The 25,134-nt window shown below is 71.1% G+C and carries 22 protein-coding genes; 6 read left to right on the top strand and 16 right to left on the bottom strand.

Going from position 1 to position 25,134, the window contains the following annotated elements; all coding sequences use genetic code 11:
- Positions 1-29: 29 nt before the first annotated feature.
- Positions 30-419: an ATP-binding protein gene (locus QBL25_RS25675; protein WP_409059324.1), complete on the bottom strand. Its 390-nt coding sequence runs from the start codon at positions 417-419 to the stop codon at positions 30-32.
- A 133-nt stretch (positions 420-552) separates the two neighbouring features.
- Positions 553-1,734: an adenosine deaminase gene (locus QBL25_RS25670; RefSeq protein ID WP_409059323.1), complete on the bottom strand. Its 1,182-nt coding sequence runs from the start codon at positions 1,732-1,734 to the stop codon at positions 553-555.
- Between the two features lie 114 nt (positions 1,735-1,848).
- Between QBL25_RS25670 and QBL25_RS25665 the strand changes: the two genes are divergently transcribed.
- Positions 1,849-2,613: an alpha/beta hydrolase gene (locus tag QBL25_RS25665; RefSeq protein WP_409059322.1), complete on the top strand. Its 765-nt coding sequence runs from the start codon at positions 1,849-1,851 to the stop codon at positions 2,611-2,613.
- Positions 2,614-2,620: 7 nt separating this feature from the next.
- On the opposite strand, the gene QBL25_RS25660 is transcribed toward QBL25_RS25665, so the two are convergent.
- Complete coding sequence (locus tag QBL25_RS25660) at positions 2,621-3,622, bottom strand: LysR family transcriptional regulator (RefSeq protein ID WP_409059321.1); 1,002 nt, start codon at positions 3,620-3,622, stop codon at positions 2,621-2,623.
- Between the two features lie 62 nt (positions 3,623-3,684).
- Between QBL25_RS25660 and QBL25_RS25655 the strand changes: the two genes are divergently transcribed.
- Together QBL25_RS25655 and QBL25_RS25650 are read left to right on the top strand one after the other, a co-directional pair.
- Positions 3,685-4,998, top strand: a complete 1,314-nt coding sequence (locus tag QBL25_RS25655) for an MFS transporter (protein ID WP_409059320.1) — start codon at positions 3,685-3,687, stop codon at positions 4,996-4,998.
- A 108-nt stretch (positions 4,999-5,106) separates the two neighbouring features.
- Entirely contained in the window at positions 5,107-6,114 is a 1,008-nt protein-coding gene (locus QBL25_RS25650) for a sigma-70 family RNA polymerase sigma factor (RefSeq protein WP_409059319.1), read from the top strand.
- On the opposite strand, the gene QBL25_RS25645 is transcribed toward QBL25_RS25650, so the two are convergent.
- The 13 genes from QBL25_RS25645 to QBL25_RS25585 all read right to left on the bottom strand — a co-directional run bounded on the left by QBL25_RS25645 (position 6,001) and on the right by QBL25_RS25585 (position 21,438).
- A complete protein-coding gene (locus QBL25_RS25645) occupies positions 6,001-6,393 on the bottom strand; it encodes an STAS domain-containing protein (protein ID WP_409059318.1) in 393 nt (130 codons plus the stop codon). The genes QBL25_RS25650 and QBL25_RS25645 overlap by 114 nt on opposite strands.
- A gap of 112 nt (positions 6,394-6,505) precedes the next feature.
- Positions 6,506-7,783, bottom strand: coding sequence for a thymidine phosphorylase (locus QBL25_RS25640; RefSeq protein ID WP_409059317.1), 1,278 nt, complete (start codon positions 7,781-7,783; stop codon positions 6,506-6,508).
- A gap of 109 nt (positions 7,784-7,892) precedes the next feature.
- Positions 7,893-8,282, bottom strand: coding sequence for a cytidine deaminase (locus QBL25_RS25635; protein WP_409059316.1), 390 nt, complete (start codon positions 8,280-8,282; stop codon positions 7,893-7,895).
- The gene (locus QBL25_RS25630) at positions 8,279-9,541 is read right to left on the bottom strand and encodes an ABC transporter permease (RefSeq protein ID WP_409059315.1); all 1,263 of its coding nucleotides are present in this window, start codon (positions 9,539-9,541) and stop codon (positions 8,279-8,281) included. The genes QBL25_RS25635 and QBL25_RS25630 overlap by 4 nt, the downstream gene beginning before the upstream one ends.
- Positions 9,538-10,677 carry an ABC transporter permease gene (locus QBL25_RS25625; protein WP_409059314.1) on the bottom strand — a complete coding sequence of 380 codons (1,140 nt, stop codon included), beginning with the start codon at positions 10,675-10,677 and terminating at the stop codon, positions 9,538-9,540. Before QBL25_RS25625 ends, QBL25_RS25630 begins: the two co-directional genes overlap by 4 nt.
- Entirely contained in the window at positions 10,674-12,239 is a 1,566-nt protein-coding gene (locus tag QBL25_RS25620; RefSeq protein WP_409059313.1) for an ABC transporter ATP-binding protein, read from the bottom strand. The genes QBL25_RS25625 and QBL25_RS25620 overlap by 4 nt, the downstream gene beginning before the upstream one ends.
- 208 nt (positions 12,240-12,447) lie before the next feature.
- A complete protein-coding gene (locus QBL25_RS25615; protein WP_409059312.1) occupies positions 12,448-13,503 on the bottom strand; it encodes a BMP family protein in 1,056 nt (351 codons plus the stop codon).
- A gap of 209 nt (positions 13,504-13,712) precedes the next feature.
- On the bottom strand, positions 13,713-14,819 hold the full coding sequence (locus QBL25_RS25610) for a BMP family protein (protein WP_409059311.1): 1,107 nt from the start codon (positions 14,817-14,819) through the stop codon (positions 13,713-13,715).
- Positions 14,820-14,994: 175 nt separating this feature from the next.
- On the bottom strand, positions 14,995-16,254 hold the full coding sequence (locus QBL25_RS25605; RefSeq protein WP_409059310.1) for a M20 family metallopeptidase: 1,260 nt from the start codon (positions 16,252-16,254) through the stop codon (positions 14,995-14,997).
- 336 nt (positions 16,255-16,590) lie between these two features.
- A complete protein-coding gene (locus tag QBL25_RS25600; RefSeq protein ID WP_409059309.1) occupies positions 16,591-17,703 on the bottom strand; it encodes a hypothetical protein in 1,113 nt (370 codons plus the stop codon).
- Positions 17,704-17,783: 80 nt separating this feature from the next.
- On the bottom strand, positions 17,784-18,716 hold the full coding sequence (locus QBL25_RS25595; protein WP_409059308.1) for an N-acetylneuraminate synthase family protein: 933 nt from the start codon (positions 18,714-18,716) through the stop codon (positions 17,784-17,786).
- Between the two features lie 14 nt (positions 18,717-18,730).
- Complete coding sequence (locus QBL25_RS25590) at positions 18,731-20,017, bottom strand: cytidylyltransferase domain-containing protein (protein ID WP_409059307.1); 1,287 nt, start codon at positions 20,015-20,017, stop codon at positions 18,731-18,733.
- A 56-nt stretch (positions 20,018-20,073) separates the two neighbouring features.
- Positions 20,074-21,438: a DUF6716 putative glycosyltransferase gene (locus QBL25_RS25585; protein ID WP_409059306.1), complete on the bottom strand. Its 1,365-nt coding sequence runs from the start codon at positions 21,436-21,438 to the stop codon at positions 20,074-20,076.
- Positions 21,439-21,636: 198 nt separating this feature from the next.
- Here QBL25_RS25585 and QBL25_RS25580 point away from each other — a divergent pair, with 198 nt between their 5' ends.
- The 3 genes from QBL25_RS25580 to QBL25_RS25570 are packed head-to-tail and all read left to right on the top strand — an operon-like array spanning position 21,637 to position 25,111.
- A complete protein-coding gene (locus QBL25_RS25580) occupies positions 21,637-22,614 on the top strand; it encodes a glycosyltransferase family 2 protein (RefSeq protein WP_409059305.1) in 978 nt (325 codons plus the stop codon).
- On the top strand, positions 22,614-23,963 hold the full coding sequence (locus tag QBL25_RS25575) for an alpha-2,8-polysialyltransferase family protein (protein ID WP_409059304.1): 1,350 nt from the start codon (positions 22,614-22,616) through the stop codon (positions 23,961-23,963). Before QBL25_RS25580 ends, QBL25_RS25575 begins: the two co-directional genes overlap by 1 nt.
- On the top strand, positions 23,960-25,111 hold the full coding sequence (locus tag QBL25_RS25570) for an acyltransferase family protein (protein WP_409059303.1): 1,152 nt from the start codon (positions 23,960-23,962) through the stop codon (positions 25,109-25,111). Before QBL25_RS25575 ends, QBL25_RS25570 begins: the two co-directional genes overlap by 4 nt.
- Positions 25,112-25,134: the final 23 nt, after the last annotated feature.

Genomic DNA, 25,134 nt, shown 5'->3' with positions numbered 1-25,134 from the left:
CCCCATCGGCGTACGCGCGGACCGCGAGGTCAGCCGAGCGGCAGACCCTGGAGGGGCAGGCCCTGGGTCGGCAGCGAGCCGGCGACCGGCAGGCCGCCGAGCAGGCCGGAGACCGGGTCGGCCGGGGCGGGCTTGCCCCGGTCGGCGGCGGCCTTGGTGCTCTCGCCGAGCTTGTCGACGGTCGGTGCGGCGGCCTGGAGGGTGCTGCCGAGCGCGTTCTGGCCGGCGGAGACCGCCTCGGGGCCACCGGCGGGCAGGTTGTCGGCGACCTGGTCCATGGGGAGCACGGAGGTGGCGGAGCCCAGGGCGCCCGTGGCGTCGGGCAGGGCCGGCGCGGCGTTGGCGGCACCCGCGCCCGCGGCGGCGAAGGCGGCGCCGAGAGCGGCGACACCGAGGGTCTTGGCGGCAGACTGCTTCATGTTCAATGCGTCCTTGATGACGGGGACTTTTGAGCGGCCCAAGACCGTAAACATGTGAAGGGGCAGTCCGCAAACAGCAAAACGCGGCCCGGAATTAATGTTCCCGGCCGCGTCCGTATTGCTTCAATTCCTGTTACATGTCGACAGAAGCCCTGGTGGAGGCGGTCTGACGGAACAGCCATTCGGACTTCAGCTCGGCATATCCGGGCTTTATGACGTCATTGATCATGGCCAGGCGTTCATCGAAAGGAATGAACGCTGATTTCATCGCATTGACTGTGAACCACTGCATGTCGTCGAGCGTGTAGCCGAACGTGTCGACCAGGTGCTCGAATTCGCGGCTCATGCTGGTGCCGGACATCAGGCGGTTGTCGGTGTTCACCGTGGCCCGGAAGTGCAGCTTGCGCAGCAGCCCGATGGGGTGCTCGGCGTACGAGCTCGCGGCGCCGGTCTGGAGGTTGGAGCTGGGGCACATCTCCAGGGGGATGCGCTTGTCGCGCACGTAGCTGGCGAGGCGGCCGAGCTTCACCGTGCCGTCGTCGGCGACCTGGATGTCGTCGATGATCCGCACGCCGTGGCCGAGCCGGTCGGCGCCGCACCACTGGAGGGCCTGCCAGATCGACGGCAGGCCGAAGGCCTCGCCCGCGTGGATCGTGAAGTGGTTGTTCTCGCGCTTGAGGTACTCGAACGCGTCGAGGTGCCGGGTGGGCGGGAAGCCCGCCTCCGCGCCCGCGATGTCGAAGCCGACCACTCCGTTCTGAGGGCCGGGGCCGCGGTAGCGGTTGGCGAGTTCGGCGATCTCCAGGGCGCGGGCCGCGTGCCGCATGGCGGTGAGCAGCGCGCCCACGCGGATGCGGTGGCCGCTCGCCTTCGCGCGCCGCTCGCCCTCCCGGAAGCCTTCGTTGACGGCCTCGACGACCTCTTCGAGGGTGAGGCCCTGCTCCAGGTGCTGCTCGGGGGCGTACCGGATCTCGGCGTAGACGACGCCGTCCTCGGCGAGGTCCTCGGCGCACTCGGCGGCCACGCGCTTGAGGGCGTCCTTCGTCTGCATCACCGCACAGGTGTGCGCGAAGGTTTCCAGATAGCGCGGCAGCGAACCGGAGTCGGCGGCCTCCCGGAACCAGATCCCCAGCTTGTCGGGGTCGGTCTCGGGCAGTGACTCGTACCCGGACGCGCGGGCGAGGTCGACGATCGTGCCGGGGCGCAGGCCGCCGTCGAGGTGGTCGTGCAGGAGCACCTTGGGGGCGCGGCGGATCTGGTCGGCGCTGGGCGTTTCGCGGTCCGTCTGACCGGCTTTGGTGGTCTGGCTCGTCATCTCGGCACTCTAGCGCCTACGCGCGTAGATCGCCGGGTGGATCTCACGGGTCGATACGTAACAGTGACCCCGCGGACGGGTGGCGTACACCATCGCTTCTGACACTGTTCTGTCATGGCACAGCAAGCGACGCCCGATTCCGCGCGCGCGGCCAGGCTGGGGCGCGTGATCGGCACCCGGCCCTCGGCGGTCAGCGGCGTGGTGCTGCTGCTCCCCGGCGGCCACGAGACCTCCGCCCGCAAGCCGTCCCCCTTCGCCGCGGCAGCGATGCGCGCGCTGGGCAGCAGGCTCGCCCAGGACGGCCGGAGCGAGGGGCTCGCCACGCACGTGGTGCACTACCGCTGCCGCGGCTGGAACGGCGCGCAGGCCGAACTCGCGCGGGACGCCGAGTGGGCGGCGGACGAGATCGTCCGGCTGTACGGCGACGTCTCGATCTGCCTGGTCGGCAGGGACATGGGCGGTCGGGCGGCCTTGCGGGCCGGTGGCCACGACGCGGTCAATTCCGTTCTGGCGCTGGCACCCTGGCTCCCCGAGGACGACGTGGCCGCCACCCCCGAACCGGTGAGACAGCTCGCGGGACGCCGCGTCCTGATCGTGCACGGCACGAACGACGAGCGGACCGACCCCGAGCTCTCCTTCCGCCTCGCGGAGCGGGCGAAGAAGGCCAACCGGGAGGTGTGCCGGTTCGAAGTCCACTCCGACGGCCACCGGTTGCAGCAGCATCAGTCCGAAGTCCAGGCGCTGGCTTCGGACTTCGTCATGGGGTCGCTCTTCGGGCACGCGTACGCCCGCCCGCTGGAGGACGCGCTCGCGGCCCCGCCGCCGCTGGGGCTGCGCATGCCGCTCGCCGCGGGGTTCGGGGACTCGATGCGGCACTGAGCGGCCGCTACTCCGGCAGCAGCCGGCCGCGGCGCCCCAGGAGGAACTTCTTGAAGGCCGCCACCGGGGGCGTGTCCGGATGGCCGTCGAGCCAGGCCACGCCGATCTCGCGGACCGCCCGCTGGCCCGTCACCGTCAGCTCGACGACTCCCGGCCGCGGGACGGCGGGCGGCGGCAGGAGGGCCACCCCGAGGCCCGCCGCGACCAGGCCCCGCAGCGTCTCCGCCTCCTCGCCCTCGAACGCGATCCGCGGCGTGAAGCCGGCCTCCTGGCAGAGGTCGTCCGTGATGCGCCGCAGGCCGTAGCCGGGCTCCAGGGTCACGAAGACCTCCTCCGCGGCCTCCGCGAGGCGCACCCGCTTCCGGGACGCGAGGCGGTGGTCGTCCGGCACGACCAGGCGCAGCCGCTGCTCGTCCAGGCGGCGGGCCACGAGGTCGGGGGCGTCTGGCACGGGCGAGGTCAGGCAGAGGTCGAGCTCGCCCGCCCGGAGCCGCTCGATCATCGCCTCCCCGTAGTTCTGCACGAGGCTGAAGCGGATCCTCGGGTGGTCCGCGCGGAAGGCCCGGATCAGGCCCGGGACGGTCTCCGAGCCCATGGTGTGCAGGAACCCGAAGGCCACCTTGCCCGACGCCGGGTCCGCGTCGGCCCGTACGGACTCGGCGGCGCGCTCCACCTCGCCGAGCGCCCGCTCGACGGAGGCGAGGAACGTGCGGCCCGCCGGGGTGAGCGACACCGTGCGGCCGTGCCGCGCGAACAGGTCGACCCCCAGGTCCTGTTCGAGGCGCACCAGCGCGCGCGAAAGGGTCGACTGCGGGACCTGCATCTCCTGTGCGGCCCGCGTCACGTGCTCCGTGCGCGCGACCCCCGCGAAGTACGCGAGGCGCGGCGAGAGCAGCGCGGACCACGACTCCGGGGTCAGCCCCGCGGGCGCCGACGCGACGGCCGCCCCGATGTCTCCCGTGTAACTGCTCTGCGACAGAGGCCGCCCTGAACTGCGCTCATGCACCATGGGAACGATTATGGCCAATCCATGCATTGGACGGATGAGTCGTGTGTGCCTACGTTCGACGTATGCCTCCTGCCAGTAGCGGGGCGTCCGTCACCCACGCGGCCGCCCTCACCCCGTCGTCGCCTCCCACTGATCCCGCCGCTCCCGCCGACACCCGTCTGAACCCCGGCGGTCCCGGCTACCGCCGGATGAGCTTCGCCCTCTTCCTCGCCGGTGTCGCCACCTTCGCGCTCCTCTACTCCACGCAGGCGCTGCTCCCCCTCGTCTCCGCCGACTTCGGCGTCAGCGCGAGCTCCGCGAGCTGGACGGTGTCGGCGGCCACGGGCGCCCTGGCCCTCTTCGTCCTGCCCCTGAGCGCGCTCAGCGAGCGGTTCGGGCGGCGGACGCTGATGACTCTCTCGCTGACCGTCGCGGTGGTCGTGGGGCTGCTCGTCCCCTTCGCGCCCTCCATAGGCGCGCTCATCGCCCTGCGTGCCGTCCAGGGCGCGGCGCTCGCCGGTCTCCCGGCCTCCGCGATGGCCTTCCTCGCCGAGGAGGTCAGGCCCAAGGCGCTGGTCGCCGCGATCGGCATGTTCGTGGCGGGCAACTCCATCGGCGGCATGAGCGGGCGCATCATCACCGGCTGGGTCGCCCAGGCCTGGGGCTGGCGCGTGGCCGTGGGCGTGGTGGGCGTCGTGGCGGTCCTGTGCGCCCTCGCCTTCCGCGCGCTGCTCCCCGCGCCGCGCCACTTCACGGCGGGCTCGCTCAACCCCAAGGCGCTCGGCAGGACGATCCGTTCGCACCTGTCCAACCCGCTGCTGTGCAGGCTGTACGCGATCGGCGCGCTGTTCATGACGGTGTTCGGCGCGGTCTACACGGTGATCGGCTACCGGCTCACCGAGGCGCCCTTCTCGCTCCCCCAGGGCATCATCGGCTCGATCTTCCTGGTCTACCTCGTCGGCACGGTCTCCTCGGCCGCCGCGGGCAAGCTGGTGACGCGGCTCGGGCGGCGCGGGGCGCTGTACCTGGCGGTGAGCACGACGGCCGGCGGGCTGCTGCTCTCCCTGTCCGAATCGCTGGCCATGGTGCTGCTCGGGCTCGTCCTGATCACCGCGGGCTTCTTCGCGGGCCACGCGGTCGCCTCCTCGTCCGTGAGCCGTACGGCCACCGCGGGGCGCGCGCAGGCTTCGGCGCTCTACCAGTCCGCGTACTACCTGGGCTCCAGCGCGGGCGGCACGCTCGGCGCGGTCGCCTTCCACGCGGGGGGCTGGGCCGGGACGGTGGGCCTGGGGCTGCTCGCGGTGCTCGGGGTCGTCTCGCTCACCGTCTGGGGGTCGCACGCGGCCCGCGTCCAGGAGCGGGAGCAGCGGCGGCGGGGGCTCGTGGCCGCGCACTGAGCCACCTCTCCCGCCTGCGGGTTTTCCGACTCCGGGGGCCGTTGTCAGTGGGCTGCGGTAGCTTCCGAAGTGCCGGGACTTTCGTGGCAGCCGCAGGGGTGGGTTGGGATGACTGACATCGCAGGGACGACGTCGGAACTGGACGTCACGCTGGAGAAGCACCGGGTCGAGCTGACCGGGTACTGCTATCGCATGCTGGGGTCGGCCTTCGAGGCCGAGGACGCGGTGCAGGACACGATGGTCCGCGCCTGGCGGAGTTACGACAAGTTCGAAGGCCGCTCCAGCCTGCGGTCCTGGCTGTACCGCATCGCGACGAACGTCTGCCTGGACATGCTGAACGCCGGCAACCGCCGCGCCCGCCCCATGGACCTGACCGCGGCGGCGCCGCTGGCCCAGGCCGCACTCACGCCCCGCCCGGACAACGTATGGCTGGAGCCGATGCCGGACGCCCGCGTGCTGCCCTCGCCCAGCGACCCCGCGGAGGCCGCGGTGGCGAAGGAGTCGGTGCGGCTCGCGTTCGTGGCGGCCCTCCAGCAACTGCCGCCCAAGCAGCGGGCGGTGCTGATCCTGCGCGAGGTCCTGGCCTGGAAGGCCAGTGAGGCGGCGGAGCTCCTCGACACCTCGGTGGCCTCCGTCAACAGCGCGTTGCAGCGGGCGCGGGCGACGCTGGCCGAGGGCCCGGCCGACGACACCGCCGTCTCCGACCCCCTGGACGAGGAGCAGCAAAAGCTCCTCGAGCGGTACGTCGCCGCCTTCGAGGGGTATGACATGGCGGCCCTGACGGCGCTGCTGCACGAGGACGCCATCATGACGATGCCCCCGTTCGACCTGTGGCTGCGCGGCACGTCGGACATCACGGGCTTCATGTCGACCATCGGCGCCTCCTGCGCCGACAGCCGGCTCGTCCCGGTCGAGGTCAACGGCACGCCGGGCTTCGCCCACTACAAGCCCGACCCCGAGAAGGGCGGGTTCGCGCCGTGGGCGGTTCAGGTCATCGAGATCTCAGAGGGGCGGATCGCGGGCTTCCACTGCTTCCTGGACACGCCCCGGTGGTTCCCGCTGTTCGGCCTGCCGCTCCATCTCGACCTCCATGGGGAGCCCGACGAGGTCCAGTAGCTCGCACAGGTGCGGGGCCGGATTCCGCAGGCGGATCCGGCCGCCCGCTCTGCGGGCGGTGAGCTGGAGTCTGGCCAGGGCGTCCACGGCCGCGAGGACGGGCGGGCCGAGGCCCGCCACGTCGCACACGAGCACGTCCGCGCCGGTCGCTCGCAGGGCGGCGCCGGCCTCCTCGCAGAGGCGGTGCGTGGCTTCTTTGTCGAGGGTTCCGGTGAGGGTCAGGTCTGGCTGCGGTTTCGGGTTCACGTGGGGATGACTGGCCCTCGGCGCGAAACTCATCGGTAGGTACGTGACCCCCACACCAGGTACGTGACCCCCACACCTGTCCTCACGTGCCGGGCGGGCCGGAGGTCCGGCCCGCCCGGCACGTGAGGGCGTCTTGCCCGAAGGCTCAGGCGATGCGGTCCAGGACGATCGGCGTGGCCGTGAAGGCCGTGCCCTCCGGGGCGATGTCGAAGGAGCCCTCCACCGCCTGCAAGGCGTACGCGAAGCGCTCGGGGGTGTCCGTGTGCAGCGTCATCAGCGGCTGTCCCGCGCGGACCTGAGCGCCCGGCTTCGCGTGCAGCTCGACGCCCGCGCCCGCCTGCACCACGTCCTCCTTGCGGGCCCGCCCCGCGCCCAGGCGCCACGCGGCGACACCGACGTCGTACGCGTCGAGGCGGGTCAGGACGCCGGACGACGGCGCCGTCACGACGTGGGTCTCGCGGGCCACCGGCAGGGTCGCGTCCGGGTCACCGCCCTGGGCGGAGATCATCCGGCGCCACACGTCCATCGCCGAGCCGTCGGCCAGCGCCTTCGCCGGATCCACGTCCGTGAGCCCGGCCGCGTCCAGCATCTCCCGCGCCAGCGCGAGGGTCAGCTCGACGACGTCCGAGGGGCCGCCGCCCGCCAGGACCTCCACCGATTCGCGGACCTCGAGGGCGTTGCCCGCCGTCAGGCCGAGCGGCGTGGCCATGTCCGTGAGCAGCGCCACCGTGCGTACGCCGTGGTCCGTGCCGAGGCCCACCATCGTGGAGGCCAGCTCGCGCGCGTCCTCCAGGGTCTTCATGAAGGCGCCGGTGCCGACCTTCACGTCCAGGACGAGCGAGCCCGTGCCCTCGGCGATCTTCTTCGACATGATCGAGGAGGCGATCAGCGGGATCGCCTCTACCGTGCCGGTCACGTCCCGCAGCGCGTACAGCTTCTTGTCCGCGGGGGCCAGGCCGTCGCCCGCGGCGCAGATGACCGAGCCGACGGAGTCCAGGACGGAGAGCATCTCCTCGTTCGAGAGGAGGGCGCGCCAGCCCGGGATCGACTCCAGCTTGTCCAGGGTGCCGCCGGTGTGGCCGAGGCCCCGGCCCGAGAGCTGCGGCACGGCCGCGCCGCACGCGGCGACCAGCGGGGCGAGCGGCAGCGTGATCTTGTCGCCGACACCGCCCGTGGAGTGCTTGTCGGCCGTGGGGCGGGCCAGGGACGAGAAGTCCATGCGCTCGCCGCTCGCGATCATCGCGGCGGTCCAGCGGGCGATCTCGCCGCGGTTCATGCCGTTGAGCAGGATCGCCATGGCGAGGGCGGACATCTGCTCGTCGGCGACCACACCGCGCGTGTACGCGTCGATGACCCAGTCGATCTGCTCGCCGCTCAGCTCGCCGCGGTCCCGCTTCGTACGAATCACGGAGATGACGTCCATGGCATAACCCCTCTTTGCGCCTAAAACGGTGAGCGTGACTCTACGCGCATAGAGCCACGCGATGAAGACGGCCCCCACCCGGCCTGAGGCAACGGGCAGGGGCCTTGCGTCAGTTGAGGTGCTGCGGTCCGAACGGGTCCGGCAGCATCTCGCCCAGGGTCCGGACGCCCGCGGCCGTCTCCAGGAGGAGCGTCGCGCCGCCGAACTCGTAGAGCAGCTGGCGGCAGCGGCCGCAGGGCATCAGGATCTCGCCCTTGGCGTCGACGCACGTGAAGTGCGTCAGACGGCCGCCCCCGGTGAGCTGGAGCTGCGAGACGAGGCCGCATTCGGCGCACAGGCCGAGGCCGTACGACGCGTTCTCGACGTTGCAGCCCGACACCGTGCGGCCGTCGTCCACCAGGGCCGCGGCACCGACCGGGAAGCCCGAGTAGGGCGCGTACGCACGGGACATGGCCTCGCGCGCAGCGTCCCGCAGCGCGTCCCAGTCGGTCTCGGTCACGTTCCTTGCCCCTTTCGGTAGGGCTGGCCGTCCGCCTTCGGCATCCGCAGGCGCTGGGCGGAGAGCGAGAGCACCAGCAGCGTGACGACGTACGGCGTCGCGGTGACGACCTGGTTGGGCACCTCGTCGGTCAAGCCGTACCACGCGAACATCAGCGCCGAGACGGCCGCGGTGATCGCCGCGGGGACGTAACGCTTGCGCCATACGAGGTACGCCGCGCCGATGACCAGCAGGATCGCGAGCAGCAGGAGCAGTGCGTGCACGTTCGTGCCGCCGCCCCGGAGCTTCAGGCTGTCGGTGTAACCGAACAGTCCGGCACCGAGCGCGAGGCCGCCGGGCATCCAGTTGCCGAAGATCATCGCCGCGAGGCCGATGTAGCCGCGCCCGCCGGTCTGGCCCTCCAGGTAGATGTTCGAGGCGACCAGGGAGAGGAACGCGCCGCCCAGGCCCGCCAGACCACCGGAGATGATCACCGCGAGGTACTTGTACTTGTAGACGTTCACGCCGAGGGACTCGGCGGCGACCGGGTTCTCGCCGCAGGAGCGCAGCCGCAGACCGAACGACGTGCGCCACAGGACCCACCAGCTCAGCGGCACCATCGCGACGGCGATGACGGTGAGCGGCGAGAGGTCGGTGAACAGTCCGCCGAGCAGGCCGGCGAGGTCCGAGACGAGGAACCAGTGCTTCTCGTTGAGGTCCTGGAGCCAGTCGGACAGACCCGGCACGGAGAACTCGCCGAGCGAGTCGACCGGGGGCGACTGCTTGGACGTACCGCCCTCCTTGCCCTCGAAGGCGAAGGTGGAGAGGTAGCGGGTGACGCCGAGCGCCAGAATGTTCAGGGCCACACCGGAGACGATGTGGTTGACGTTGAAGGTGACCGTGACGATCGCGTGCAGCAGACCGCCGAGCGCGCCGCCGAGGATGCCGAACAGGATGCCGACCCACGGGCCCCACTGGTAACCGGCGAACGCGCCGAACCAGGTGCCGAGGATGAGCATGCCCTCCAGGCCGATGTTGACCACGCCCGCGCGCTCGGCCCACAGACCGCCGAGGCCCGCGAGGCCGATCGGCACGGCGAGCCGCAGTGCGGTGGACATCTGGCCGGTGGAGGTGATGCCGTCCGCGTCGGTGATCAGCCGGACCACCGAGGTCAGGACGAGGACGCCCGCGATGATCAGCAGGAGGACGGGGAGCGAGACGCGGCGGCGGCCCGGTGCGGGCTGCTTGGCCGGGGACTTGGCTACGGTTGCCGAGCTCATCGGGCAGCCACCTCCTTCACGGTGTCGTTGTTGCCGCCGTCGGCGCCGCGGGCCGCGGCGGCCAGCTCCTCGCCCACGCGGCGCTGCTGACGGCTCAGGCCCCAGCGGCGTACGGCCTCGTAGGAGACGACGACCGCGATCACGATGAGGCCCTGCATGATCACCGCGATCTCCTTGTCGTACGCGACCGGCTGCGCGTAGTCCAGGGCGGGCGACGCCTTGTCGAGGAAGGCCCAGAGCAGCGAGGCGAACGCGATGCCGACCGGGTTGTTGCGGCCGAGGAGCGCGATGCCGATGCCGGTGAAGCCGAGCCCCGCGGGGAAGCTGAGGCTGTAGGTGTGGGTGTCGCCGAGCAGGATCGGCATGCCCGCGAGGCCCGCGACCGCGCCGGAGATCAGCATCGCGCTGAGCACCATGCGCTTGGCGTTGACGCCGGAGGCCGCGGCGGCCGACGTGGAGGCGCCGGTGGCGCGCAGGTCGAAGCCGAAGCGGGTGCGATTGAGGATCAGCCAGTACAGGACACCCGCGAGCGCGGCGATGATCACGAAGCCGTAGATCTCGCCGGACTCGCCCATGCTGATGCCGGGGAACCAGCCGGACTCGTGCATCTCGCCGGTGGTCTGGTTGTTGCCGACCGGGACACCGAAGTTGTCGGTGAGGGTCAGATAGCCGATGACGCTCGTCGCGATCGCGTTGAGCATGATCGTCGCGACGACCTCGCTGACCCCGCGGGTGGTCTTGAGGATGCCCGCGATGCCCGCCCAGAAGGCGCCGGTGAGCATGGCGACCAGCATCAGGAGCGGTATCTGGAGCGGGGCCGGCAGCGCGACGTGCGCGCCGACGACCGCGGTGGTCATCGCGGCGAGGCGGTACTGCCCGTCCACGCCGATGTTGAACAGGTTCATGCGGAAGCCGACGGCCACCGCGAGCGCCGCCAGGTAGTACATCCCGGCCTGGTTGATGGTCAGGACCTGGACGTCGGAGTAGCTGATCTGCTCCAGCATCAGGGTGTACGGCTCGATCGGGTTCTTGCCCGAGGCCAGCAGCACGACCGAGGTCAGCGCCACGGCCACGACCAGGGCGATGACCGGCCCGGCCACCGCGAGGAGCACCCGCTCCTTGTCGAACTTCTTCATCGGGCCTCGTCCTCCGGGGCGTCGGCGCCTTCTTCTACGTGCTCCAGGTGGCCGGAGGCCGCGCCGGTCATGGCCGAGCCGAGCTCCTCCGGCGTGACGGTGGCCGGATCGGCGTCGGCGACGAGCCGTCCGCGGTAGATCACGCGGAGGGTGTCGGAGAGGCCGATCAGCTCGTCCAGGTCCGCCGAGATCAGCAGGACGGCGAGTCCTTCGCGGCGGGCCTCGCGGATCTGGTCCCAGATCTGGGCCTGCGCGCCGACGTCCACCCCGCGGGTGGGGTGGGCGGCGATCAGGAAGCGGGGCTTGTGGCTCATCTCGCGGCCGACGATCAGCTTCTGCTGGTTGCCGCCGGAGAGGGACGCGGCCGTGACGTCGATGCCGGGGGTACGGACGTCGTACGCCTCGACGATGCGCCGGGTGTCGGCCTGGGCGCCCTTGGGGTCGAGCCAGAAGCCGCCCTTGCCGCGCGAGTTGGGCTTCTCGGTGATGTGCCCGAGCATGCGGTTCTCCCAGAGCGGCGACTCCAGGAGGAGGCCGTGGCGGTGGCGGTCCTCGGGGATGTAGCCGACGCCCTGCTCGCGGCGGTGGCGGGTGGCCATGGCGGTGATGTCCTGGCCCGCCATGCGGATGACGCCGGAGTCGGCGTGCTTGAGGCCGATGAGCGCGTCGATCAGCTCGGTCTGGCCGTTGCCCTCGACACCCGCGAGGCCGAGCACTTCGCCCTCGTGGATGGTGAAGGAGATGTCGTCGAGGAGGGCGCGGCCCGACTCGCCGTCGGCGAGCAGCTTCAGCTCCTCGACCTCGATCATCGCCCGCTCGGTGACCGTCGACTCGGCGGTCTCCGGGGTGGGCAGCTCGCTGCCGACCATCAGCTCGGCGAGCTGGCGCGGGGTCGTCTCGGACGGGACCGCCGTGCCGACGGTCGTGCCGCGCCGGATGACGGTGATGTCGTCGGCGACGGACAGGACCTCGCCCAGCTTGTGGGAGATGAAGATGACGGACAGGCCCTCGGACTTCAGCTCGCGCAGGTTGTCGAAGAGCGCGTCGACCTCCTGCGGCACGAGGACCGCGGTCGGCTCGTCCAGGATGAGCGTCGTGGCGCCGCGGTAGAGGACCTTGAGGATCTCCACGCGCTGGCGGTCGGCGACGCCGAGGTCCTCGACCATGGCGTCGGGGCGCACCCCGAGGCCGTACCGGTCGGATATCTCGGCGATCTTGCGGCGGGCGGCGGCTCCGATGCCGTGCAGCTTCTCGCTGCCGAGAACGATGTTCTCCAGGACCGTGAGCTGGTCGGCGAGCATGAAGTGCTGGTGGACCATGCCGATGCCGCGCGCGATGGCGTCGGCGGGGCTGGCGAAGGTCACCTGGGTGCCGTCGACGGAGATGGTGCCCTCGTCCGGCTTCTGCATGCCGTAGAGGATCTTCATCAGGGTCGACTTGCCCGCGCCGTTCTCGCCGACGAGGGCGTGCACGGTGCCCTTGCGGACGGTCAGGCGGATGTCGTGGTTGGCCACGACGCCGGGGAAGCGCTTGGTGATGCCGGTGAGTTCAACGGCAACCACCTGGGCGGAGGTCTTGCCCGTGTCGGGGCTTGTGGACGCGTCGATGGCGCACTCTCCTCGGGAATCCTCAGGAAAGGGGCCACCTACGCGCGTAGCGCCCCTGGTTCGACGGGAGTTGGGCAGTGGGCCGCGCGAACGGGGCGCGGGGAACCATCGTCCCCCACACCCCGTTCCGCGGCCGTGACTTCGCCGTTAAGGCGCAGTCCCGTTACAGCGTGATCTTGACCTTGATCTTGCCGCTGATGATGTCCTGCTCGGCCTTCTTCACGGCGGCCTGCAGGTCCTTCATCTTCTGGAACTCGGGGTTCGAGTCGGCGAGCGCGACACCGCCGGACTTCAGGTCGGCACGGACCACGCCACCCTTGGCGTTGCCATCCTGGACCGACTTGGTCAGGTTGTACACCGCTCCGGCGACGTCCTTGGTCGCCGAGGTCAGGATGTACTTCTTGTACTTGGCCAGGGCCTTCTGCTTGTACTGGTCGGAGTCGACACCGATCGCCCACACCTTCTCGGCGGCGGCGGCCTCGATGACGCCCTGGCCCGAGAGACCGGCCGCGTGGTAGACCACGTCGGCGCCGCCCTCGATCTGGCCGCTGGCGCCCTCCTTGCCCTTGTCCGGGCTGGAGAAGCCGCCGTCCTCGGCCTTCTCGGTGAGCATCTGGCGCTTGATCTTGATCTTCGGGTCGACGGACTTGACGCCCTGGACGTAGCCGGCCTCGAACTTGCGGATCAGGTTGTTGTTCACGCCGCCGATGAAGCCGACCGTCTTGCTCTTGGTGGCCTTGGCCGCGGCGACGCCCGCCAGGTACGAGGACTGCTCCTCGTTGAAGACCAGGTCCGAGACGTTGTCCGCCTCGATGGTGGCGTCGTCGACGATGCCGAAGCTGACCTTCGGGAACTTCGCGGCCACCTCCTTGACGGCCGGGGCGTAGGCGTAGCCGATGCCGATCACCGGGTTGTAGCCCTGCTTGGCCAGCTCGGTGAGGCGCTGGGCCTTGTCGGCGTCGGACTCGCCGTCCGTCGGCTCGACGGCCTTCTTGCCGACCTTCAGGTCCTTGGCGGCCTTGTCCATGCCGGCGGTCGCGGCGTCGTTGAAGGACTGGTCGCCCTTGCCGCCGACGTCGTACGCGATGGCGACGCCCTTGCTCTTGCCGTCGCTCTTGGAGCCTGCGGCGTCGCTGGACGTGCCGCCGCAGGCGGTGGCGGAGACGGCGAGTGCGGCGGTGGCGACACCCGCGGCGGCGATTCGGGAAACCCGGCGCATAGAGAGGAACTCCTTATGTACAAGCAAGCACAAGCACGTACGAGCGCCTCACCTGGCGCTGATTTCGCCGCAGCGTAACGCGCGTAGACCTGACATAAGAACCCTTCTGTCCCGTCCGTTATCGAGCTGTGGCCGCGAGGTTGCGGGAGCGTGTACGCACTGTGGGGCGCCCCTCACCGCACGGGGCGCCCCACCTGTCGCGGACCGGGTTACGGGACGGTCTTGACCGTGACCTTGCCGTCGACGATGTCCTTCTCGGCCTTCTCCACGGCGGCGACCACGTCCTTCATCGCCGTGTACTTCGGATTGGAGTCGGCGAAGCCGACGCGTCCCGACTTCAGGTCGTAGCGCTGCTCACCCGTGATCGGCTTGCCCTCGACGACCGACTTCGTGAGGTCGTAGACGGCGCCGCCGACGTCCTTGAGGGCCGAGCCGAGGATGTAGTCCTTGTACTTGGCCAGGGCCTTCTGCCGGTACTGGTCGGAGTCGACGCCGATCGCCCACACCTTCTGGGAGCCGGCCTCCTGGATCACGCCCTGCCCGGAGAGGCCCGCCGCGTGGTACAGCACGTCGGCGCCCGACTCGATCTGGCCGCTGGCCGCGTTCTGGCCCTTGTCGGGGCTGCTGAAGCCGCCGTCCTCGGGCTTCTCGGTCAGATACCGCTTCTCGATCTTGATCTTGGGGTCGACGGACTTGACGCCCTGGACGAAGCCCGCCTCGAACTTGTGGATGAGGTTGATGTCGACGCCGCCGATGAAACCGACGTGGTCGGCCTTGGTCGCCTTCGCGGCGGCGACACCTGCCAGATAGGACCCCTGCTCCTCGTGGAACACCAGGTCGGCGACGTTGTCGGCCTTGACGGTGTTGTCGTCGATGATCCCGAAGGTGGTCTTCGGGAACTTCGCGGCGGCCTCCTTGATGGCGGGGGCGTAGATGAATCCGACGCCTATCACCGGGTTGTAGCCCTGCTTGGCCAGCTGCTCGATGCGCTGCACCTTGTCGGCGCTGGACTCGCCGTCGCCCGGCTCCATGTCCACGCCGCCGATCTTGAACTCCTTGCGGGCCTTCTCGTACCCGGCGTAGGCGGCGTCGTTGAACGACTGGTCGCCCTGGCCGCCGATGTCGTACGCGAGGCCGATGCCCTTGTCCTTGTACTCCGAGGAACCGCCGGCCTTGTCGTCCTTGCCGTCGTCCTGTGACGCCTCGCTGCTGGTCTTGCCGCACGCTGAGGCCGCGAGGGCGAGGGACGCCACCACCACGGCCACTTGGGAGAGCTTCGATCCCCGGGTTCCACGAGATCCTCGACGAAGACGCATAGGACGCACCCCTTACGTTCCCCAAAGCACCCTTGACGGGCCTGATTTCGGCGCACAGTAACGCGCGTAGAAAGGGAGGGGAACGGGGTATCGCGCGGCCGTTACCTATTCGTGCCGAGGGCCGGTTACGTCCGGGTGAACGGGCCCGACGTAACCGGCCGATAGCGGTGGTTACCTAGCGCACGCCGTCGATCAGTGCCGCCGCCGTGAAGAGCTCCACGCCCGCGGTGATCGCCGACTCGTCCGCGTCGAAGTCGCCCTGGTGCAGATCCCGGACGGTGCGCTCGCCGGGCGTCCGCACGCCCAGGCGGGCCATGGCGCCCGGCACGTGCTCCAGGTACCAGGAGAAGTCCTCGCCGCCGAGGCTCTGTTCGGTGTCCTCGACGGAGTACGGCCCCCGGCGCAGCTCCATGGACTCGCGCAGCAGGTCCGTCACCTCGGGGTCGTTCACCACGGGCGGCACGCCGCGGATGTAGTTCACCTCGGACTTGGCGCGGTACAGGTCGGCGATCTCCTGGATGGCGCCGTGCACCAGGTCGGGCGCCTTGCGCCAGGCGTCGAGGTCCAGGCAGCGGACGGTGCCGGAGAGTTCGGCGTGCTGCGGGATGACGTTGCAGGCGTGGCCCGACTCGATGCGGCCCCAGGTCACCGCGAGCCCCGAGCGGGCGTCGATGCGCCGCGCCACCAGGGCCGGGACCTCGGTGACGACCTTGGCGGCGGCGGTCACCAGGTCGGTGGTGAGGTGGGGGCGCGCGGTGTGCCCGCCGGGGCCGTCGAGGGAGACCTCAAGCCGGTCGCAGGCGGAGGTGATCGCCCCGGCCCGCAACCCGATCTTCCCGGCGTCGACCCGGGGGTCGCAGTGCACGCCGATGATCCGCCCGACTCCGTCGAGCACGCCCGACTCGATGGCGTCGGGCGCGCCGCCGGGCAGGACCTCCTCGGCGGGCTGGAAGATCAGCCGTACGGGCCTGGGCAGTTGCCCCCGCTTCGCGAGCTCGGCCAGGACGAGGCCGGCCCCGAGCACCACGGTGGTGTGCACGTCGTGGCCGCAGGCGTGGGCGCGGTCGGGCACCGTGGAGCGGTAGGGGACGCCGAGCTTGGTGTCCGGGATGGGGAGCGCGTCGATGTCGGCGCGCAGCGCCAGCATGGGGCGTACGCCGTCCTCCCGTGCGGTGCCGATGTCACAGACGAGACCCGTGCCGATGTCCAGTACCCGGGGTTCGAGCCCCGCGCGCTCCAGCCGGGCCTTGAGCGCCGCCGTGGTGCGGAACTCCTGGTTGCCCAGCTCGGGGTGCATGTGCAAGTCGCGGCGGAAGGCGATGAGTTCGGTGCGCAAGGCGTCCGGGAGCGCACCGGGGAGCGCTTCCCCGGGGGCGTCCCCCGCTGTTTCCCCGGGCAGATCAGCCCCGGACCCTCGCTCGGACTCTCGTGACATCAGTTGGTTCACCCTCTGAAGGGTAGGGCGGCGCGTGGGTCAACTGACCCACGATCAACAAAAGTTCAGCCCGATAGGGTAAGAAAAAGTGGCCGCGTGGCGCATGGGCGCTAGTTGAGATGGGTAAACTCCCCGCTTTTTCAGGGGGGTAATGCCCTGGTCACATGCGCTCGCACACCCCTTCTCCGCCGTACGCGAGCTCGCCGGCGCCGTGCTCCGTCCAGACGGAACAGTGGCCCCGGCCCCTCCACAGGTACCACGGATGCCGGGGATGATGCGCGCTCAGCGGTCGCGGCGGGGCTCGCGGCGGGGTCCCGGGGGCCCGGGGGCGCGGTGTCAGGCCGTCGCGGCGATGCCCTGGGCCGCGGGGCTCACGGACGCCAGGCGGTGGACGTCGCGGGCCGTGCCGGTGACGCCCGAGAGGAAGCCCTGGGCCCGGGGGGACGCGTTCTCCGTCAGCCAGGCCGGGTCGATGTCGCAGACGGCCACGCGGACCTCCGTGCCCGCGAGGGCCAGGGGGAGGGTGTGGACCACCGTCGAGGGGAAGCTCAGGATCGTGCGGCCGATCGGGCCACGGCGGGCGATCAGCTCCAGGGGCAGGTCGGGGCGCACCACCTGGAGGCCCGTCTCGACCGCCAGGCGGTGGAGCTTCTCGGAGCTCTCGCGGCGGTGGGCGAAGTAGCGGGTCGCGCCGTGGGCGCGCGCGAGGGCGCGGACCGCTTCCACGTAGCGGTCCAGGTCCACCACGCCCGTCTCCACGAGGGACGTGCCGACCAGGTCGGCGCCCTTGGCCACCCGGGGCGGGCCGAACCGCTCCCGCGTCCAGGCGAAGGTGTTGGCCGTGATCAGGACGCCGTCCGGCGCCGATTCGATCGGCATGGAGGAGAAGACCTCCACGGTGCGCTTGCCGCCGGGGGTCAGGCGGCGGCGCGCGGAGGCCGAGATGGGGGCGAAGGCGATGTCGCGCGCCCCGGGACGCCCGCCGCGCCGGTGCCAGCGGACCAGGCGCTCCCCCGCGGCCAGTTGGGCCACGAACTCCATCGTGGCCGTGCCGTCGTCCACGACCACCAGGGAGCGGGCCCGCGTGATGGTCAGGAGCAGCTGCACGTAGCGCGAGAACGGGTCGCCGATCACGATCCGGTCCGCCGCGCGCAGGGCGCCCGTCAGACCGCCGATCGTGTGGAAGGGAGCGGCGCCGCCGCCGCGCGCCTCCTCCCAGCGGACGTTCAGGCTCTCGTCACGGGCCAGCTGGGCCATGCGGCGCAGCTGGCCCCGGGTCATGGGGTCGTTCGGGGAGAGGACGACGACGGTGAGTCCCCCGGCCGGGCCGGTGGCCCCCGCCGAATGCGCCCACTCCAGGACGTTGAGGAGCTGCACGGGGCTCTCCACGAACGCCAGCGTGGTGGGCGCCGCAGCGGTGGGGGCACTCGGCCCGGGTCGGGGGCTCATCGTCGTATGACCGTGTCCTGTCCTTGTCGAGAGGGGTGCCGGGGTCCCGGTGAGGGGTCCCGGCGAGAGCGCACGGACGCTCAGACCGCGACCGGCTCGCGCTCGGCGGCGTCGGCCTCGGCGACGACGCCCGCGACGCGGCGCAGCTTCTTCATCGGGCCGAGCTCCGACTCGTAGACCTTCTTGACGCCGTCGCCGAGGGAGGCCTCGATGGTGCGGATGTCGCGTACCAGGCGGGTCAGGCCCTGCGGCTCGACCGACGCGGCCTGGTCCGAGCCCCACATGGCGCGGTCGAGGGTGATGTGGCGCTCCACGAAGGTGGCGCCGAGCGCGACCGCGGCGAGCGTGGTCTGCAGGCCCGTCTCGTGGCCGGAGTAGCCGATCGGGACGTTCGGGAACTCCTGCTGGAGGGTGTTGATGACGCGCAGGTTCAGCTCCTCGGCCTTGGCCGGGTACGTCGACGTGGCGTGGCAGAGCAGGATGTTGTCCGAGCCGAGGACCTCGACCGCGTGGCGGATCTGCTTCGGGGTCGACATGCCGGTCGAGAGGATGACCGTGCGGCCCGTGGCGCGCAGCGAGCGCAGCAGCTCGTCGTCCGTCAGGGACGCGGAGGCGACCTTGTGGGCCGGGACGTCGAACTTCTCCAGGAAGGCGACGGCCTCGGTGTCCCACGGGGAGGCGAACCAGTCGATGCCGCGCTTCTTGCAGTGCTCGCCGATGGCCTGGTACTCGGCCTCGCCGAACTCCACGCGGTGGCGGTAGTCGATGTACGTCATCCGGCCCCAGGGGGTGTCGCGCTCGATGTCCCACTGGTCGCGCGGGGTGCAGATCTCCGGGGTGCGCTTCTGGAACTTGACCGCGTCGCAGCCGGCGTCGGCGGCCACGTCGATCAGGGCGAGGGCGTTGTCGAGCTCGCCGTTGTGGTTGATGCCGATCTCACCGGTGATGTAGACGGGGTGGCCGGGACCGGCGGTCTTGGAACCGAAGGTGCGCAGACGGGAGTTGGAGCTCATGGCAGGAACTTTCCTTACTTGTTGAGGGAGGGGCCGAGGATCCATGCGGCGATCTCTCGGATCGCGCCGTCACCGCCGGGGAGAGCGGTGACCGCGCGTGCGGCGCCGCGCACGACGTCGTGGGCGCTCGCGACCGCCACGGGCCAGCCGACGAGGCCGAAGCACGGGAGGTCATTGACGTCGTTGCCGACGTAGAGCACGCGCTCGGGAGCGATGCCCTGCTCCTCGCACCACTGCTTGAGTGCGAGGTCCTTGCGGTCGATGCCGTGCAGGACGGGAAGCTTCAGCTTCCTGGCGCGCGCGGCGACGACCGGGTTCTGTTCCGTGGACAGGATCAGCAGCGGGATGCCCGCGTCCCGCAGGGCCGCGATGCCGAGGCCGTCCCCGCGGTGCACGGAGACGAACTCCCGTCCTTCGGAGTCGATCAGCACCCTGTCGTCGGTCTGGGTGCCGTCGAAGTCGAGTACGACCGCGTCGATGTCGTCGCGGGTCGGCAGGGCGTCGGCCCGGCCGGAGTCGAAGAGGGGCGCGAGGGCCCGGGCGCGGGCGAGGTCGTGCGGGTCGTCGATCTCCAGGACGCGCGCCGGGTCCGTGCGGACCAGCTCGGTGCGGCCGAAGAAGCGGTGCTTGTGCTCGCGGAACCCGGTCACGTCCATCGCGTAGACCGCGCCGGTCTCCAGGAGGTCCTGGGGGCGGTCCTGCCGGCGCGGGCGGAACGATTTGTCGTGGTTGACGCCGTACCCGCCGTCGGTGGCGGTGGAGCGTGCGACCTTCGTGCTGCCGCCGACCTGGCCGGTGTGCCGCGCGTCCAGGGCGGCGGGCTCGTCGTCGGCGTCGCGCCACACGAAGCCGTGGAAGGGCGCGACGGTCAGCGCGGTGTCGGCGCCGCCGTCGACGATCGAACCGACCACGCCGTCGACGTCCTCGCGGACGATGAAGGGGCTGGTGCACTGCACGAGCAGGACGACGTCCACGGTGGTGCCGTGCAGTGCCTCGTGGGCGTCCATCGCGTGCAGCACCGCCGCCTCGCTGGTCGCCGTGTCCCCCGCGATGGCCGCGGGCCGCAGGACCACCTCGGCGCCGGCGGCGCGGGCGGCCTCGGCGATCACGTGGTCGTCCGTGGAGACGACGACGTCCGTGACGAGCCGCGCGGCCAGGCACTCGCGGACGGCGCGGGCCACCAGGGGCACGCCGCCGACCGGGGCGAGGTTCTTGGCGGGCACGCCCTTGGAGCCGCCGCGGGCCGGGATGACGGCCAGGACACGGTGTACGGGGGTTCCCGCTGGGTGGGGGTGGGACATGGGGGCTCCTTGAGGGCCAGGAAGGGGGCCTTGCGGGGGGATGCCTCGGGGCGGGGTCACAGCTCGCCCATCCGCCGGATGACGGGGGCCACGCGCTGCACCCCGTGCCGGTAGGCGCCGCGTGCCGCGCTGCGGACGGCCTGGCGCACGGGTCCTGGCCCGCGGTCCGCCGCGGGGGCGCCGGGGAGCGGGGCTCCGTCCGGGCCGAGGTGGTGGCGGGCCAGGATGCCGGGGAGGTAGCCGGGGGCCGTGGTGGGGCTGTAGTACGGGGCGATCGGGGGCAGCGCGGGCTCGGCGAGCAGCGACGCCACGCGGGCCCGTGCCGCGTCGAATGCCTTCTCGTACGTCCCGCCGGGCGCGACGCCCTGCCGTGCGACCCACTCGGGATCGGCATCGGGGCTGTGCCCGGCGTCGATCTCGTCCCAGGACGCCAGGCATCCGGAGCCGATGAAGTGGTGGTTGCCGAGCGCCTCGCGCACCCCGAGGTCGGTGAGGACCACGGTGGGGATGCGGCGGTGCAGGGATTCGAGCGCGGCGGTGGAGCTGACCGTGACGAGCAGGTCGGTACGGTCCAGGACCTCGCCCATGTTGCCGTACACCAGGCGGCAGTTGGGCGGCAGGTCCTCGCCCTTGGCGAGCTTCTGGTAGGGCAGTTCCTCGATGTGCGTGGTGTGCTCGCCGGGCTTGCTGCGCAGCTTGAGCAGGACCTCGCGGTCGGGGTGCATCCGGGCGTGCCGGGCCATGCGGCGCAGCAGGTAGGTCCGGTGGGCGCGGCTGTCCGGCACGGAGGGCTGCGCGGCGAAGACGACCGTGTAGGGGTCGTCCGTCTGATCCTTCGGGTCCTTCTGGTCCTTCTCGCGGTAGGCGGCGCCGCCTAGGAACGGCAGCGCGCTCTCCACGACGCCCGACGCGTCGGCGCCCACGCCCTCGTACACGGCGCGGAAGCGCTCCGCGTCCTGCCGGGAGTTGGCGAGGACGACGTCCGCGCCGTGCCGCAGCAGCAGGCCGTCGGCGAGCTTCTCGTAGACGACGCCGACATAGCCGGTGACGACGACGGGCCGCTTGCCTGAGCCCGTGGTGCCCGTGGCGCCCGTGGAGTCAGCGGCGATCCTGGCGAGTCCGTGCAGGACCGCCTGGACCGCGCCGCCCACGAGGGCGAGCACGATCACGTCGGGCGCTTCGCGCTCCACCTCGCGCAGGAACTCGACGGCGGTGACCTCCCGGAGCGAGTCCGCGCGCACACCGACCTCTTGCAGCTGTCGGACGGTGGGGGTGGCACGGCCGCGCAGGAGGCGTCCGTCGAGGCGCGTGTCCGCGCCCTCGGCGGTGAGGCGGCTCGCGGTGAGCGCACCCCATTTCCACCGGGTGTCGGAGTCGGCGAGCACGGTGATCCGTGTCGTCCCGCTGTTGCTTACTGGCACAGGAAGGACGCTAGGAAGGCATGGAGATTGGCGGCCCAACTCAGGTGCAACAAACGGTTAACAGCACGCCGACGAATGGCGAATCAGCCCGGGAAAGCCCCGGCGGGCAGGCGGGTTAACCATTCCGCCATGCGTCGTTCACCTGGCATCTCACCTTCGGCCAAGACGAATGCCGGGCCGACACCTAACGTCACCCACGTGGTTAAGCTCTCCGTCATCGTGCCGTTCTACAACGTGCAGCAATACGCGCCCGACACCTTGAAGAGTCTGCGGGCGAACGCACGCGAAGACTTCGAATTCATTCTCGTCGACGACTGTTCGAAGGACGAGACTCCAGAGATCCTGGAGCGTGCCGCGCGCGAGCTGCCCGGCGCCGTCCATCTCAGACACGAGACGAACGGCGGTCTGGCGACCGCCCGCAACACGGGCCTTGACGCGGCGCGCGGCGAGTACCTCACCTTCCTGGACGGTGACGACTGGCTCGCGCCCGGTTATTACGCGCAACTCGTGGCCTCCATCGAGCAGTTGGGCTGCGACTTCGTGCGGACCGACCATGTGCAGTGCACCGCTCGGGCCCGCAGCATCCACCGTGTCCCGCACGGCAGGCGCGGCGTCGTCATGCCGCCGCGGGACGTCATCCTGCCCGCCGACCGGTCGACGTCCGTCGACTACGCCTACGCCTGGGCGGGCATCTACCACCGGCGCCTGGCCGACCAGGGCCTGCTGCACTTCACGGACGGCCTGCGCACCGCGGAGGACCGGCCCTGGATCTGGCGGCTGCACCGCGAGGCGGAATCCTTCGCCGCGGTCGGTCTGCTCGGCGTCTTCTACCGGCGCGGGGTCGCCTCGTCCCTGACCCAGATCGGTGACGTACGCCAGCTCGATTTCATTCGGGCATTCGACCAGGTGGTCCGGGAAACGGCCGAGGACAGGGACGCGGACAAACTCCTGCCGAAGGCGGTCCGTACTTACTGCGCGATCATTTCTCACCATCTTGGATCCATCGAAAGGTTCGAGCCACAAGTGGCGCGGAAATTGAAGTCACTGAGTGCGGCCGCCCTGAAGCGGATGCCGCAGGGCGTTCTCGACGACGCCCTCGACTCCATGGACATACAGCGCGCGACCCGCCTGCGCCGTCTTCGCCGGCGACCGGTGTCGGCGGAGGTGGCCGCGTAATGGCGACGACGCAGATCTTCCTCGCGTCCACGCTCTACGGCACCGCGACGCTGGCCGCCGCGATCGACGCCGACCGCTTCGGCCCCGCCGACCGGCGGATCCTCCTGGTCAGCAACAACGCGGCGACACCGGAGACGACCCCCTCCGTGGACGGGATGCCGGGTTTTGAACGCCTGCGGGACCGCTTCGACGACGTACGGTCCTGGAACGAGGCCATCTCGCCCTTCCACCCGGGTGGTTGGGCCCCGCGCGGGGACGACATCCCGATGTGGGAGCGCTACATCCGCCTCCTGTGGGGCCTCGGCGACGACGACGTCGAGCTGGCCGTCGAGTCGATCCAGGTCAACCCGGCCCTGGCCCTCGCGCAGATCTTCACGGGCGCGCCCGTGGACGTCTACGCCGACGGCCTGATGAGCTACGGCCCGACCCGCAACAAGATCGACCCGCTGGTCGGCACGCGGGTGCGGCGCCTGCTGCACCTGGACCTGGTGCCGGGCCTGACCCCGCTGCTCCTGACCGAGTTCGGCGTCGAGCCGGAGATCGTGCCGACCGAGGCGTTCGTGAAGGTGCTCGACCACCTCGCCGTCGGTGAGGACGAGGTGCCGGACCTGCACGAACCCGCCCTGCTCCTGGGCCAGTACCTCTCCGCCCTCGGCATCCTGACCGCCGAGGAGGAGGAAGAGCTGCACGTGCGCATGGTGCGCGGCGCCGCCGAACTGGGCCATACGCGCGTGGTGTTCAAGCCGCACCCGACGGCCCCGGCCCGCTGGTCGCGCCTCCTGGAGAAGGAGGCGGAGGCGATCGGCGTGGAGCTGACCGTCCTCGACTCGCCGGTCCTCGCCGAGGTCCTGTACCAGCGGATGCGGCCCGCGCTCGTCGTCGGCTGCTTCTCGACGGCGCTGCTCACCGCGTCCGCGCTCTACGGCCTGCCCGTGGCCCGCACGGGCACGGAGACCCTCCTGGAGCGGCTCGCGCCCTACCAGAACAGCAACCGGGTGCCGGTCACCATCGTGGACGCGCTGATCCCCGACCTCGCCGACAAGGGCGCGGTCACCGGACGGCAGCCGGGCATGCCGGTCGCCGACCTGGGCGAACTGCTGGTCGCCGTGGGCTTCGCCATGCAGCCGCAGATCTATCCGCGCCGGCGCACGGCCGCCGAGCGGTATCTCTCGACGCACCTCACGCCGCACACCTGGCGGTACTTCAAGCGGCGCCGCCTCACGGCCCTCGCCCTGCCCGGAGCGCTGCCCTCGCAGCTCTCGTTCATCCCGCGCAACGCGGCCGTACGCCGGGTCGCGCGCCGCGCCCGTTCGGTCCAGCGCTCCATCAAGCGGACCGCACTCGGATGACCTCTCCCGGAACCACGCTCCCGCAGCACGTCGCGGGGCCGGACACCGCCGCCCCGCTCCCGCGCACCGCTCCGGCCCCGCCCGGCAGACGCGCGCGGCCCCGCCTCAGGGCCCTGGACGGGCTGCGGCTCGTGGCGGCCCTGATGGTCGCGGCCTACCACTACGGCGGGCGTGACGGCGAGATCAGCGAGGCCTGGGGCAGCTCGCCGCAGACGCAGTTCCCCACGGCGCACGGCTGGTTCGCCTACGGCTGCCTGGGCGTGCAGATCTTCTTCGTGATCAGCGGCTTCGTGATCTGCATGAGCGGCTGGGGGCGTCCGCTGCGCGCGTTCTTCGCCTCCCGCGCCTCGCGGCTGCTGCCCTCGTACTGGGCAGCGATCGTCCTGGTGACGGCGGTCTTCGCACTGCCGGTGGTGGCGTACGAGGCGGTCTCGCCCAGCGACGCCCTGGTGAACCTGACCATGCTCCAGCAGCCGCTCGGCGTGGACCGGGTCCTCGGCGTGTGCTGGACGCTCTGGGCCGAGCTGCGCTTCTACGCCCTGTTCGCGCTCTGCGTGGTCATGCCGGGCGCCGACCGGGCCCGGGTGATCCTGTTCTGCGCGGTGTGGACCCTGGCCGCGGTCGTCGCGGAGGGCGCGAACGAGCCGCTGCTCGACCTCGTCCTGATGCCCGAGTACGCCCCCTTCTTCGTCGGCGGCATCGGCATCTACCTCGTCCACCGCGACCGCAAGGACCTCACGGCCTGGGGGATCGTGGGGGTCAGCTGGCTGATCGGGCAGCACTACGCGGTCTCGCGCCTGTGGCACGCGCCGAACCCCGATTTCTTCTCCTACCGCACGTCCTTCGGCATCATCGCGGTCGTGACGGCGGGCTTCGCGGCGGTGCTCCTGATCGCGCTCGGCGCGCTGCACCGGGCCGACTGGAAGTGGCTGACGGTGGCGGGCGCCCTGACGTACCCGTTCTACCTGGTGCACGAGCACCTGGGCTGGGTGACCGTGGGCGCGCTGCACCGCGGGCTCGGACTTCCCTCGTACGCGACCTTCGGGCTGACGATCGCGGCGATGCTGCTGCTCGCGTGGCTGCTGAACCGTTTCGTCGAGGAGCGGCTCACGCCGTTGATCCGCAACGGGCTCATGACCCGGAAATAGGTGACGCGGCCGGTCCGGGGCGG

The organism is Streptomyces sp. SYP-A7185 (assembly GCF_046103685.1).
Lineage (GTDB): Bacteria > Actinomycetota > Actinomycetes > Streptomycetales > Streptomycetaceae > Streptomyces.
This window is presented reverse-complemented; position numbering and strand designations above follow the sequence as displayed.